This is a genomic window from Oceanibium sediminis (assembly GCF_003265325.1).
GTDB lineage: Bacteria > Pseudomonadota > Alphaproteobacteria > Rhodobacterales > Rhodobacteraceae > Halovulum > Halovulum sediminis.
Genome location: NZ_QGNX01000006.1, coordinates 73,818 through 85,997 on the forward strand (window position 1 = coordinate 73,818; position 12,180 = coordinate 85,997).

The following is a 12,180-nucleotide window of genomic DNA, read 5'->3' on the forward strand; positions in this document are numbered from 1 at the left end:
TCAGTCGGCGTCGTCCTGTGCGTCCTCGGCGTCAGCAGACCCAGGCTCGACGGCCTCTTTCGGGCCCAGCGACAGGACCGAATCCCCGTCTTTCAGCGTCGGCGAGGTGCCCTTTTCGACGAAGGACAACGCGCTGCCCTTGTGCAGGATGGCGATCACCGCGTCAGCGGGGTGGCGGGCGCGCCAATCCTCCCAGTCGGCGATCTCGGTCCAGATGTTGAAGCCTTCGCCGTTACGCACGCGACGCTCCAGTTCGGCGTGCCGGATACCGCCCGCCAGGGGGCGGCCGCCGAGCGTGACAGGCAGGCCGCGGCCGTTGCCCCCCTCGCCCCGGCCCACCTGGTAGACGTGGTTGCGCCCAAACTCGGGGCCGAAATCCGTGCACACCAGCGTGTTGTAGGCATCGTTGTCGGTGGCCGCGATCAGCGTGCCAAAGGCGTTCATGTCGAGGTGATGTTCCGCCGCCTCGCTGAGGATCTCGCCATGGAAATACTCCAGCTCGCCCTCGCGCGCCTTGCCGAGCCGGAACCAGTTGCGATCGGCGATCAGCACGTCGATCCCCGCCTCGCGCAGCGCCTTGCCCAGCGCGACGGACCAGTCCGACGCGCCCACCAGCAACACGCCCGGCGCCTCGGTCGAGACAAGGTCTAGCCTTCGCGCAAGGGGCTTGATGGTGAAGCCCGCCAGCACCACGGTCGCCGCGACCAGTACGAAGGCGAGCGGGGCAAGCATCCGTGCATCCTCGAACCCGAACTCGGCCAGCCGCACCCCGAACAGCCCCGCCACCGCGACGGCCACGATGCCGCGCGGGGCGATCAGCGCCACGATGGCCTTTTCCTGCCAGGGCATGCCCACACCGGCGAGCGCGACCATCACTGTCAGCGGGCGCACCACGCAGACGATCAGGACGACGAACAGCACCGCGCGCCAATCGAGCTGCGACAGCAACTCCGTGTCGAGCGACGCCGCCAGCAGCACGAACACGCCGGAGACGAGGATGACCGTCACATGCTCCTTGAAGCGGCGCAACTCGTCCAGGCTAGGCAGGTGCGCGTTGCCCAGCACCACCCCCATCACGGTGACGGCGAGCAGGCCGCTTTCGTGCAGGATGCTGTCCGTGCTGGCATAGACTGCTAGCACAGAGCCAAAGAGCACCGGCACCTTCATGTATTCCGGCACCTCGCCGCGCCGGAACGCCCAGGCGATCAACTTGCCCGCGGCGACCCCCGCGATCCCCGCCACGACAAGGCCAAGCGCGAAATGCTCCGCTGCCTCCAGCAGGGTACCAGCGCCGGACATGGCGGCGATAACCTCGAACGACAGCACCGCCAGCAGCGCGCCCACCGGATCGTTGACGATCGCCTCCCACCGCAGGATGGACGCGGGACGGCTTTTCAGCCGCGCCTGGCGCAGAAGCGGCATGATCACCGTCGGCCCCGTGACGACGAGGATGCCGCCGAAAACCGCCGCGCTCTGCCAACTGAGCCCGGCGCCGTAGTGGATCGCCAGCGCCGACAGCAGCCAGCCGAGCGGCGCGCCGATGAACACCAGCCGCCGCACGCCCAACCGGGTTTCGCGCAACTCCGCAAGGTTGAGCGACAGCCCACCTTCGAACAACATAACGGCGACGGCAACGGCGACGATCGGGCGCATGAGGTCCCCGAAAGCCGCCTCGGGGTCGATCAGACCGGTCACCGGCCCCGCGATAAGACCGGCGGCCAGCATCAGGACGATGGCGGGCGTTTGGGTACGCCAGGCGATCCACTGCGCGCCGATGCCAAGGGCGCCGATCACGGCGAACAATACGATGGGGTCCAAACTCATCTCCTTTCAGGCGGGCGGTCAGGTCAGCCAGCGCATACGACGGGCCTCGGGCACCCCGAGCACGCCAGCGGCGTGCCAGCCCAGCACCCGGGCAATATTGTAGGGCCAGGCCAGCGTCTCGCGCAGGATCATCGCCACGGCGGGCCCCGGCCCGGGGCGAAAGACGGAGGAATGAGCATAGCCCGAAACCGTCACCCCCGCCCAAGCGAAACTGGCCCGCGCGCGGGCCATGTGAATCCCCTCGCTCACCAGCACGACCGGCCCCGGCGGGCCTGTTTCCAGCAACCTGCGCACATTCAGCGCATTCTGCAAGGTCGAGGCGGCCTTCGAATCCACCCTCAAGGCCGATGCGGGCACCCCAAGCGCGCGGGCCTGCACCGCCATGGCCGGAGCCACGCGCGCGCCGTCGCTGACGATAAGAACCGGCGCCGCCCCCGCCTTCCAGAGCGCAACACCCCGCGCGACCCGCGCGCGGCTGGCCGGTGTCGGCGTGCCGTCGGGCATACCGCCCGCGCCAAGCACCACGATGGCCGCGCCCCTCGGATCCGCCGGGGCCAGCGCGGCGCTCAACAGCGCCAGCAGGACCACGCCGCCGCACCCGGCCAAAAGTGCTGCGAGCATCGCCTTTAGGCCGCGCTCAAACATCCTTCAGCGCGCGGCGCATGATCTTTCCCGTCGCGGTCATCGGCAGTTCCTCAACAAAGGCCACCTCACGCGGCGCGACATGGGGCGAGATTCGCCTGCGCACCCGCGCGATCAACGCCTCCTCCAGCGCCGCGTCCCCCGTCGCATCGCCGCTGAGCACGACGAAGGCTTTCACCGCCTCGGTCCTGATCGGGTCCGGCACGCCGATCACCGCCGCCATGGCGACATCCGGGTGGCCGGACAGGCAATCCTCGATCTCCGTCGGGCCGATCCGGTAGCCCGAGGAGGTGATCACATCGTCACTGCGCGCCGAGAAGAAGACGTAGCCGTCCTCATCCATCATCGCCACGTCGCCGGTCAGCATCCAGTCGCCGATGAACTTCTCGGCCGTCTTGTCGGGCCGGTTCCAGTATTCCAGGAACATCGCCGGATCGGGGCGGCGCACGGCGATTTCCCCCACCTCTCCGGGGGGCAGGATCGCCCCGTCGGGGCCGAGAACCGCCACCTCGTGCCCCGGCACCGCCTTCCCGGTGGAGCCGGGCCGGATCGGCATCAGCTCGGCGCAGTTCGCCAGGATCAGGTTGCACTCCGTCTGGCCGTAGAACTCGTTGATCGTCGTCCCGAAGGCCCCGCGCCCCCATTCCAGCATCTCCGCGCCCAGCGCCTCTCCCCCCGAGGCGACCGAGCGCAGCGCCGGCGCGGCCCGCGCCCCCGCCTGGCGCATGATCTTCAGCGCGGTGGGGGGCAGGAAGACGTTGCGCACCTCCATCCGCTCCATCAGCCAATAGGCGAAATCGGGGTCGAACTTCGCCATGCGATGCGCGACCAGCGGCACGCCCAGCGCCAGCGCGGGCAGCATCACGTCCAGCAACCCGCCCATCCAGGCCCAGTCCGCCGGGGTCCACAGGCAATCGCCCTTTTGCGGCAACAGGTTGTGAGGCAGTTCCACCCCCGGCAAGTGGCCGAGCAACACCCGATGCGCATGTAGCGCCCCCTTCGGCGGCCCCGTGGTCCCCGAGGTATAGGACAAGAGGCAGGGATCGTCCGGCCCTGTCGCAGCCATGACGGGCGTGTCTGACGCCCCCTCCATCGCCGGCCACAGATCCTCGGCTCCGTCGCCTGCGCCATCGATCGACAGGACACAGCCAAGCTCCAGCAGGTCGGCGCGGATCGCCGCGATCTTGTCCAGGTTCGCCCGGTCCGTGACCAGCGCACGCGCGCCACTGTCGCCAAGGCGGAAACGCAGGCCATCCTCTCCGAATAGGGTGAACAGCGGCACCGCGATCGCCCCGAGCTTGCAGATCGCCAGGTGGCACAACACCGTTTCCAGCGTCTGCGGCAGCAGGATCGCCACCCGGTCGCCACGCCCGATTCCGCGCGCCGCCAGCAGATGTGCCAGCCGGTTGGATTGGCGCGACAGACTGCCGTAGGTATGGCTCTGTACCGCGCCCTCGGCGCTCAGCACGCTCAGCGCGACCCGCTCGGAGGCCGCCCGCGCCCAGCGCTCGCAGGCCAGGTCGGCGATGTTCATCCGCTCGGTCATGGGCCAGGCGAAGGCGCTGCGCATCTCCTCCCAGGGGCCGGGCCGGGTGATTGTGCGCGGGTCGATCACTGGGCAGTCCTCCGTCATATTTGGCCCCACCCTAGCCAGCGCGCCGCGCCCGGTCTATCGCTTGCAGCGCCTTCCGGGCGGCGTTACCCTGATCCCCGGAGGAGACGCACATGCAAGACCCGACGCCCCTGATCGACCCGTTCGCCCGCGCCATCACCTACCTGCGGGTTTCGGTGACCGATCGCTGCGATTTTCGCTGCGTCTACTGCATGTCGGAAAACATGACCTTCCTGCCCAAGGCGGAACTGCTCAGCCTTGAGGAACTGGATCGCCTGTGCACCCGCTTCATCGCCAACGGCGTGAAGAAGCTTCGCATCACCGGCGGCGAGCCGCTGGTGCGCAAGGGCATCATGACCTTCTTCGACGGCATGTCCCGCCACCTGGCCAGCGGGGCGCTGTCGGAACTGACGCTGACCACCAACGCCAGCCAGCTGCGCCGATTCGCTAATCCCCTAGCCGATGCGGGGTTGAAACGGGTGAACATCTCGCTCGACACGCTCAACGAACAGAAATTCAAGGACATCACCCGCTGGGGCCGTTTCGCCCAGGTGATGGACGGAATCGACGCCGCGGATGAGGCCGGGCTGAAGATCAAGATCAACGCCGTCGCGCTGAAGGGCACCAACGACGACGAGGCGCTGCACATGGTCGAATGGTGCGGCCAGCGCGGCTTTGACATCACCTTCATCGAGGTGATGCCCATGGGCGAGGATATGGGCGACGGGATGCGCCTAGACCAGTTCTGGGACCTCGATGACGTGCGCGCGCACCTCGGCGCCCACATGACACTGACCGACATCCCCCACTCCACCGGCGGCCCGGCGCGCTATGTCCGGGTGGAGGAAACCGGCCAGAAGATCGGCTTCATCACGCCCCTCAGCCATAATTTCTGTGAAAGCTGCAACCGCGTGCGCCTGACCTGCACGGGCCAGCTGTTCATGTGCCTAGGCCAGGAAGACGAGGCCGACCTGCGCCGCGTGCTGCGCGAAAGCCCCGACGACGCGGCGCTGGACGCGGCGATCCATGCCGCCATCGCGCGCAAACCGAAAGGTCATGACTTCGACTACAGCCGCCAGGGCGTGGGCGGCAAGATGACCCGCCACATGAGCCATACGGGTGGCTGAGCGCAAAGGTCGGCCTTCACGATGACCCGCGCCCAAGCGACACCGGGCGGCCCCACGGGCCGCGACACCGCCCCGCGCCCATGATCATCGCGATCCTGCGCGGCACCGGGCGCAATGCCCGGTGGGTCCTGTCGGGCGGCTGCATCCTGGCGCTGTTCCTGCCGGGCATCTCCGCGTCCCTGCGCCCGGCGCTGCCGGTCCTCGTCTCCATGGTCTTCGCGCTCGCCATGGCGCGGATCGACCTCGCCGGAACGCTCAGGGCGGCGATCCAGCCGCGGCGGCTGGCATTCCTCCTGGTCCTTTCTTTCCTGCTCCTGCCGCTGACCGCATTGCTCTACGGCACTCTCGGCCGCCTGTTCGGCCCCGAGGTGTCGCTCACGCTCGTCTACCTCGCCGCCGCGCCGCCGATCGCCTCCGCCGCCGGGCTGTGCTTCCTGCTCGGCTTCAACGCCCGCCTCGCACTGGAGATCACGGTCGCCGCCTCCCTGCTCACCCCGATCCTCGGCCCGCTGGCGGTCGCCCTCGCCGCGCCCGAAACCGCGCCCCGACCAGACCCGCTGATCCTTGCGCGCAACCTGTCCCTGATGATCTTCGGCGGCGTGCTGGCCGCGACGCTGATCCGCCGCGCCATCGGCCCGGGGCGGATCGCCGACAACGCGCAGATCTTCGACGGAATCGCCGCGCTCGGCATGCTCGTCTTCGTGTTCCCGCTTTTTGACAAGGTCGGCGCGCTCATCCTCGCCGATCCGGCCCGCGCCGCCGGGATCCTCGCCCTCGCCGTCACCTTCAACGTGGGCGTGAACCTCGCGACACGCGCAACCCTTGGCAACCGCCTGCCCGCCGAAGACACCGGCGCCTACGGCATCACCTTCGGCAACCGTACCATCGCCATGTACCTCGCGGTCGTGCCCTTCGAGCCGGTCTTCGCGCTCTTCGTCGCGCTCTACCAGATCCCGATGTACTTCACGCCCCTGGTGCTCGCCCGGCTCAGCCTCGTGCCCGCTCCAAAGTCCTGAAATATCCCCGCCGGAGGCATCGTAAGGCCACGCTACGCGGTCCCTTTGGGCAGAAGCGTCACATCACCCGCACCCCGAGCCCGCTCACGGGCGAGGCAGAGGCGCGCGCCGTCCCCTCGGGCGGCGCTCCGCTGGCTCACCGGCCCCGGATGCGCGGGTCCAGCGCGTCGCGCAGTCCGTCGCCCATGAAGTTCACGCTCAACACCGTCAACGAGATCGCCAGCCCCGGCCAGATCACCCGCGCGGGCGTCAGCGTCATGAAATTCGCGCCGTCGAACAACAGCCGCCCCCAGGTCGGAAAGTCCGACGGGAAGCCCAGCCCCAGAAAACTGAGCGCGCTTTCGGTGATGATCGCATTCGCCACCCCCAGCGTGGCCGACACCATGATTGGCGACAGGATGTTGGGCATCACGTGGCGCAGGATGATCCGGCGCGGCGGCGTCCCGATGGAGCGCGCGGCCAGCACGAACTCCCGCTCCTTCAACGCCAGCACGTCGCCGCGCACAATGCGTGCCGTCTGCATCCAACTGGTGATCCCGATCACGAAGACGATCAGCAGGAAAATCCCCGTCTCCGGCCCGAAGGCCGCGCGCAGCGTGTCGCGGAACAGCATGATGATGACCAGCAGCAAGGGCAGCAGCGGCAGCGCCAGGAACAGGTCCGTCAGGCGCATCAGCGGCCCGTCGAGGCGGCGGAAATACCCCGCGAGCACGCCCACGAAGGTTCCCACCACTAGGCTCAGCAGCATCGCCGTGATCCCCACGGCAAGCGAGGTGCGCCCCCCGTAGAGCACCTGCGCGAACATGTCCCGCCCAAGGTTGTCCGTGCCCATCGGATGCGCCCAGCTCATGCCCGCGTTCTTGTTGCGGATATCCAGGAACTGCGGGTCCGCATCGTGGATGTAGGGGCCGAAGATGGTCAGCAGGATGATGAAGACGAAGATGAAGGTCCCCAGCATCGCGCCCTTGTGGGTGCGGTACTGCGCCCAGACATCGCTCCAGAGCGAGCGGTGCCGCGTTTCCTGCAACAGCGTCACGGTGGCCGGGGCGTCAGTCATAGCGGATCCTCGGGTCAAGAATGCCGTAGAGCAGGTCGGCGACCAGGTTGAAGGCCACGATCAGCACCGCGAAGATGAAGGTCAGCGTCTGCACCAGCGGAATGTCCGCGCCCTGGATGCCGACGATCAGCAACTGGCCAAGGCCGTTTACGCGAAAGATCTGCTCGGTGATGATCGCCCCGCCGAACACCTGCGGCACGCCCAGCGCGATCACCGTGACCACCGGGATCATCGAGTTGCGCAACACGTGGATCAGCACGACCGAGCGTTCCCGCACCCCCTTGGCGCGGGCGGTCCGCACGTAGTCCTGTTGCAGGTTGTCGAGCATGGAGGCGCGCATGAACCGGCTTATCTGCGCGGCGTTGAACAATGCGAGCACCATTGTCGGCATGATCATCTGGCGCACCTGCACCCAGAAACTGGCCCAGTCGGTGACCTCGTGGGTGGTGTCGTAGACGCTCGGGAACAATTGCAGGTTGACCGAGAAGATGACGATGAACAAAAGCCCGGTGAAAAAGGTCGGCACCGAAAACCCGGCCATGGAAAACAGCGTTCCGAACTGGTCGAACCAGCTGTACTGCTTGTAGGCCGACAGGATGCCGATGGGCAGCGCGATCAGGATGCCAAGGACATAGGACATGCCCACGACCCACAGCGTCTGGGGCATCCGCTCGACGATCAGGTCCACCACGGGGGAACGTGTCTGCCAGGAAATCACGCGCAGGCGGTTCTCGCTGTCGCCGATGGTCCAGCCGGTCCACTGCTCTAGGATGTTCAATGGTTCGTTCCAGAAGAACTGGACGCACCATTTGAAGTAGCGGATCGGCATCGCCTGGTCGAGGCCCAGGCTCTCGCGGATCTGCTGGCGCACATCGGGCGGGATCGTCAGTGGCAGGCTGGCCGTGGGATCGTTCGGGGCAAGATCGAGGATCGCGAAGATGATGAAGCTGATCAACAGCAGCGTCGGGATGGCGAACATCAACCGGCGAAGCGTGTAGTTGAGCATAGGCGATGCGCCTCGATGATGGGGAAATGGAAGGAGGCGGCCCCGTGGAGTTACGGGGCCGCGTGTTGGTCAGGTTACTCGGCGCGGGTCCAGTCGGCGATGTTCCACAACTCGCTGTCCCAGTCGGTCATGCGCACGCCTTCCAACGTGTTCGCATGGGCCGATGTGCCGCCGCGATAGACCAGCGGAATGATCGAGTAGCTCTGCATGAGCATGTCGTTCATTGCCTTGGCGATGCGGCCACGCTCGTTCAGGTCGGCGGTCTTGGACATCTCGTCGACCAGGGCGTCATAGGCCGGGTCGCAGAAACGCTGGATGTTCGCGCCCTGCCACTGGGAATCCGGGCCCGGGATTTCCGCGCAGCGCCAGTTGCCCATGTACGCCTCGGGGTCGGCGCCCGCGAAGTTGTTGGTGTACATCTGGACGTCGGCATAGAACTTCTGGAACGTATCCGGGCTGCCCGGATCACCGCCGAAGAAGACGGACGCATCGATGTTGCGCAGCTCGACTTCCACGCCCAGTTCGTTCCACCACTGCTTGATCAGCGCCTGCGAACCCTGACGCACGGAGTTGGTGGAGGTCTGGAACAGCACGCTCAGGCGCACGCCGTCCTTTTCGCGCACACCGTCCGAACCCGGCACCCAGCCTGCCTCGTCCAGCAGCGCCTTGGCGCCTTCCATGTCCTGCACCTTGCAGCCGTCATTTGCGGTGGAGGCATAGATTTCCGGTGCCGGCAGCACGTTGCAGGTGACCTGGCCGGTCCGCCCGTAACCAGCCTCAACCACGATTTCACGGTCGATCGCCATGCTCAGCGCCTTACCCACAACCGGATCGGTCAGGAAAGGATGCGGGTTGTTGCCTTCATCATAGACCGAGCGCATGTCGCCCAGCGCCGGGTCGGGGTTGGTCTGGTTCAGGTGCAGACGCTCGACCGAGGTCTGGAACGACACCACCACCTTGCCTTTGCCCGCCGCTTCCATCTGGGTCAGGATTTCCGGCTCGATCTGAAGGTTCCAGGCGTAGTCGTACTCGCCCGTTTCCAGCACCGCGCGCGCTGCCGAGGCCGCATCGCCGCCCCCCTTGAACAGCACCGAGCCAAAGGCCGGTTTGGCCGGGTCGCGGTAGTTCGGGTTGGCTTCCAGGGTGATCACGTCGTTGGGGCGGAATTCCGACACAACGAAGGGGCCGGTGCCGATGGGGCCAAAGTTGGCATCCGTACACTCGGGCGCCCTTGCACCCATGCAATCCTGGAACTGGGCCTTTTGCAGGATCGGGCTCTCTGCCCCGGCAAAGGCGGTGTAGGGATAGGGCTTGGGCTCGGCGAAGTTGATCTTGATGGTGCGATCGTCGATCGCCTCGATCGAGGTGATGCCGTCGAAATAGGACGCCTGCGCGCAACCGCCCGCGGGGTCGGTGCAATACTGCCAGGTGAAAATGGCGTCCTCCGCCGTTAGCGGCGTGCCGTCGGACCAGGTGATCCCTTCCGAGATCACCCAGGTGATCGACATCAGATCCTCGGAAACGCCACCGTTTTCCACGGTGGGCAGTTCGTCCACCAAGCGCGGCACCAGGTTGCCGTTCGGATCATAGCTTGCCAGCGGTTCGATCACCATGGAGGCTGCCTCGACCTCCTTCGTGCCGCCGGACAAGTAGGTGTTCATCGTGGAGGGCGCTTGCCAGTAGATAATGTTGAGCTGCCCGTCAGAGCCACGCTCCGCAATCGCGGCAGAGGCGACCACGCAGAGCGCGCAGGTCGTTGTTAGAATGAATTTGAGTTTCATAAGTCTTTTAGCTCCCTATTGCCTTGGAGGTTGAGAATGCGTGCTTTTTCGCGGACGCTCTTCCGTGAATTTCATGCTACGCGTCTTCCAGAAGATGGCAAGCTGCATACCTTCCCTGCCCCAGGTCCAGCCAGGCGGGATCCTTCTCGCGGCAGATATCCATCACCTTCGGGCAGCGGGTACAGAAATTGCACCCCTTGGGCGGATTGGTCGGGCTTGGCACATCGCCGTTCAGGATGATGCGGTTCTGGGGCACGGAGTCCGGGTCCGGGTTCGGAACGGCGGACAGAAGCGCCTGCGTGTAGGGGTGCTTTGGATCGGCATAGAGCGCGTCGCGCGGGGCCAATTCGACGATCTTGCCGAGGTACATCACCGCCACCCGGGTGGCGAGGTGGCGCACCATCGACAGGTCATGGCTGATGAACAGGTAGGTCAGGCCGAACTGTTCCTGCAAATCCTCAAGCAGATTCACCACCTGCGCCTGGATCGACACGTCCAGCGCGGCGATGGGCTCGTCGCAGACGATGAACTTGGGGTTCAGCGCCAGTGCGCGCGCGATGCCGATGCGCTGGCGCTGACCGCCGGAAAACTCGTGCGGGTAACGGCTGGCGAATTCCCGGTTCAGGCCCACAGCGTCCATCAGCTCCAGCACCCGGGCGCGGCGATCCTTCGGTTTCATGGCGTGATGTTCGAGCAGCGGCTCGGCGATGATCGAGCCGACGGTCATGCGCGGGTTTAGGCTGGCCTGCGGGTCCTGGAAGATCATCTGCATGGTCGGGCGCAGGTTGCGCAACGCCTCCCCCTCCAGATGGGCAATTTCCTTTCCGTCAATCACGATGCTGCCCGACGTGGGATCGTACAGCCGCAGGATCGCGCGGCCCGCGGTGGACTTGCCGCACCCGCTTTCCCCGACGAGGCCCAGCGTCTCGCCCTCGTAGATGTCGAAGGTCACGTCATCCACCGCCTTCACGGTGCCCACCTGCTTGCGTAGAATGCCCGCGTAGATGGGGAAATGCATCTTCAGCCCCGAAACCTCGACCAGTTTGCGGGGGTCCTGCCCGTCAGCCATGGTGCGCCCCCCCCGTGGCGAAGTCCCAGAAACAGGCGACGTCATGGCCCGGGCTGACCAGCCTCCGGGCGGGGTTCTCGGCCAGGCACCGCTCGAACGCATGCGGGCAGCGCGCCGCGAAAGGGCAGCTGGCGGGATGCGCGGCAAGGCTGGGTGGTTGCCCCGAGATCGAGCGCAGCCGCGCGTCGCGCGCGCCATCCACCCGCGGGATCGTTTCCAGCAGCGCGCGGGTGTAGGGATGCTGGGGGTTGCGGAACAGTTCCCGCACGGGGGCGTGTTCGACGATCTGCCCGCCGTACATCACCAGCACCCGGTCCGCGATTTCCGCGATCACGCCCAGGTCATGGGTGATCCAGACGATCGCCATCCCAAGTTTCTGGCGCAAGTCCTTGATAAGTTCGATGATCTGCGCCTGGATCGTCACGTCCAGCGCGGTCGTCGGCTCGTCCGCGATCAGCACCTTGGGGTCGCAGGCCAGTGCGATGGCGATCATTACGCGCTGCCGCATCCCGCCCGAGAACTGGTGCGGGAAGTCGCCCAGGCGCTTCGCCGCGTCGGGGATGCCGACCAGCGCCAGAAGCTCCGCCGCGCGGACGCTGGCCGCCCGCTTCGACAGCTTCAGGTGGATGCGCAACGGCTCCACCAGCTGGTAGCCCACGGTAAAAACCGGGTTCAGCGAGGTCATCGGGTCCTGGAACACGAAGCCGATGTCCCCGCCCCTGAGCTTGCGCAGCTGCGCCTCGGACATGGCACGCACGTCGTGGCCCTGGTAGCGGATATCGCCACGCACCACCTCGGCCGGGGGCGAAGGCAGCAGGCCCATCAGGCTCATCATCGTGACGGATTTTCCGGAACCGCTTTCCCCGACAACGCCCAGCAGCTCACCCGGTCGGATCGAGAAGCTGACGGAGTTGACCGCGTGCACTTCGCCATCGCGGGTGCGGAAAATGGTTTTCAGATCATGCACGTCCAGAATGGGTTCTGACCCGTCGGGCATTGGCGGCTCCCTGTTGGTCCGGGCGTTTGGGTGACTTTCAAGGTGACAC

At 66.4% G+C, this 12,180-nt stretch carries 10 protein-coding genes; 2 read left to right on the forward strand and 8 right to left on the reverse strand.

Going from position 1 to position 12,180, the window contains the following annotated elements:
• From DJ029_RS15705 to DJ029_RS15715, 3 genes are read right to left on the reverse strand one after another with little or no spacing between them, the layout of a single operon-like run.
• Entirely contained in the window at window positions 1-1,824 is a 1,824-nt protein-coding gene (locus DJ029_RS15705) for a cation:proton antiporter (protein WP_112323443.1), read from the reverse strand.
• A gap of 18 nt (window positions 1,825-1,842) precedes the next feature.
• A complete protein-coding gene (locus tag DJ029_RS15710; RefSeq protein ID WP_157966398.1) occupies window positions 1,843-2,445 on the reverse strand; it encodes a YdcF family protein in 603 nt (200 codons plus the stop codon).
• Between the two features lie 16 nt (window positions 2,446-2,461).
• A complete protein-coding gene (locus DJ029_RS15715; RefSeq protein ID WP_232823110.1) occupies window positions 2,462-4,036 on the reverse strand; it encodes an AMP-binding protein in 1,575 nt (524 codons plus the stop codon).
• Between the two features lie 155 nt (window positions 4,037-4,191).
• On the opposite strand from DJ029_RS15715, the gene moaA reads away from it, so the two are divergent.
• Together moaA and DJ029_RS15725 are read left to right on the forward strand one after the other, a co-directional pair.
• Window positions 4,192-5,205 carry a GTP 3',8-cyclase MoaA gene (gene moaA, locus DJ029_RS15720; RefSeq protein ID WP_112323446.1) on the forward strand — a complete coding sequence of 338 codons (1,014 nt, stop codon included), beginning with the start codon at window positions 4,192-4,194 and terminating at the stop codon, window positions 5,203-5,205.
• A gap of 80 nt (window positions 5,206-5,285) precedes the next feature.
• Window positions 5,286-6,221 carry a hypothetical protein gene (locus DJ029_RS15725; protein ID WP_112323447.1) on the forward strand — a complete coding sequence of 312 codons (936 nt, stop codon included), beginning with the start codon at window positions 5,286-5,288 and terminating at the stop codon, window positions 6,219-6,221.
• 136 nt (window positions 6,222-6,357) lie between these two features.
• Here DJ029_RS15725 and DJ029_RS15730 read toward each other — a convergent pair whose 3' ends face one another.
• The 5 genes from DJ029_RS15730 to DJ029_RS15750 all read right to left on the reverse strand — a co-directional run bounded on the left by DJ029_RS15730 (window position 6,358) and on the right by DJ029_RS15750 (window position 12,131).
• On the reverse strand, window positions 6,358-7,278 hold the full coding sequence (locus DJ029_RS15730) for an ABC transporter permease (RefSeq protein WP_112323448.1): 921 nt from the start codon (window positions 7,276-7,278) through the stop codon (window positions 6,358-6,360).
• A complete protein-coding gene (locus DJ029_RS15735; protein WP_112323449.1) occupies window positions 7,271-8,284 on the reverse strand; it encodes an ABC transporter permease in 1,014 nt (337 codons plus the stop codon). Before DJ029_RS15735 ends, DJ029_RS15730 begins: the two co-directional genes overlap by 8 nt.
• A 74-nt stretch (window positions 8,285-8,358) precedes the next feature.
• Window positions 8,359-10,065: a peptide ABC transporter substrate-binding protein gene (locus DJ029_RS15740; protein WP_112323450.1), complete on the reverse strand. Its 1,707-nt coding sequence runs from the start codon at window positions 10,063-10,065 to the stop codon at window positions 8,359-8,361.
• 76 nt (window positions 10,066-10,141) lie between these two features.
• Window positions 10,142-11,134 (reverse strand): ABC transporter ATP-binding protein, encoded by a 993-nt coding sequence (locus DJ029_RS15745; RefSeq protein ID WP_112323451.1) that lies wholly within the window; start codon window positions 11,132-11,134, stop codon window positions 10,142-10,144.
• Window positions 11,127-12,131, reverse strand: a complete 1,005-nt coding sequence (locus tag DJ029_RS15750) for an ABC transporter ATP-binding protein (RefSeq protein WP_112323452.1) — start codon at window positions 12,129-12,131, stop codon at window positions 11,127-11,129. The genes DJ029_RS15745 and DJ029_RS15750 overlap by 8 nt, the downstream gene beginning before the upstream one ends.
• Between the last annotated feature and the right edge of the window lie 49 nt (window positions 12,132-12,180).

What these genes read in the sequence shown, in the direction of transcription:
- DJ029_RS15705 (WP_112323443.1), bottom strand. Translation starts at nt 1,824, where the DNA reads ATGAGTTTGGACCCCATCGTATTGTTCGCCGTGATCGGCGCCCTTGGC.
- DJ029_RS15710 (WP_157966398.1), bottom strand. Translation starts at nt 2,445, where the DNA reads ATGCTCGCAGCACTTTTGGCCGGGTGCGGCGGCGTGGTCCTGCTGGCG.
- DJ029_RS15715 (WP_232823110.1), bottom strand. Translation starts at nt 4,036, where the DNA reads ATGCGCAGCGCCTTCGCCTGGCCCATGACCGAGCGGATGAACATCGCC.
- moaA (WP_112323446.1), top strand. Translation starts at nt 4,192, where the DNA reads ATGCAAGACCCGACGCCCCTGATCGACCCGTTCGCCCGCGCCATCACC.
- DJ029_RS15725 (WP_112323447.1), top strand. Translation starts at nt 5,286, where the DNA reads ATGATCATCGCGATCCTGCGCGGCACCGGGCGCAATGCCCGGTGGGTC.
- DJ029_RS15730 (WP_112323448.1), bottom strand. Translation starts at nt 7,278, where the DNA reads ATGACTGACGCCCCGGCCACCGTGACGCTGTTGCAGGAAACGCGGCAC.
- DJ029_RS15735 (WP_112323449.1), bottom strand. Translation starts at nt 8,284, where the DNA reads ATGCTCAACTACACGCTTCGCCGGTTGATGTTCGCCATCCCGACGCTG.
- DJ029_RS15740 (WP_112323450.1), bottom strand. Translation starts at nt 10,065, where the DNA reads ATGAAACTCAAATTCATTCTAACAACGACCTGCGCGCTCTGCGTGGTC.
- DJ029_RS15745 (WP_112323451.1), bottom strand. Translation starts at nt 11,134, where the DNA reads ATGGCTGACGGGCAGGACCCCCGCAAACTGGTCGAGGTTTCGGGGCTG.
- DJ029_RS15750 (WP_112323452.1), bottom strand. Translation starts at nt 12,131, where the DNA reads ATGCCCGACGGGTCAGAACCCATTCTGGACGTGCATGATCTGAAAACC.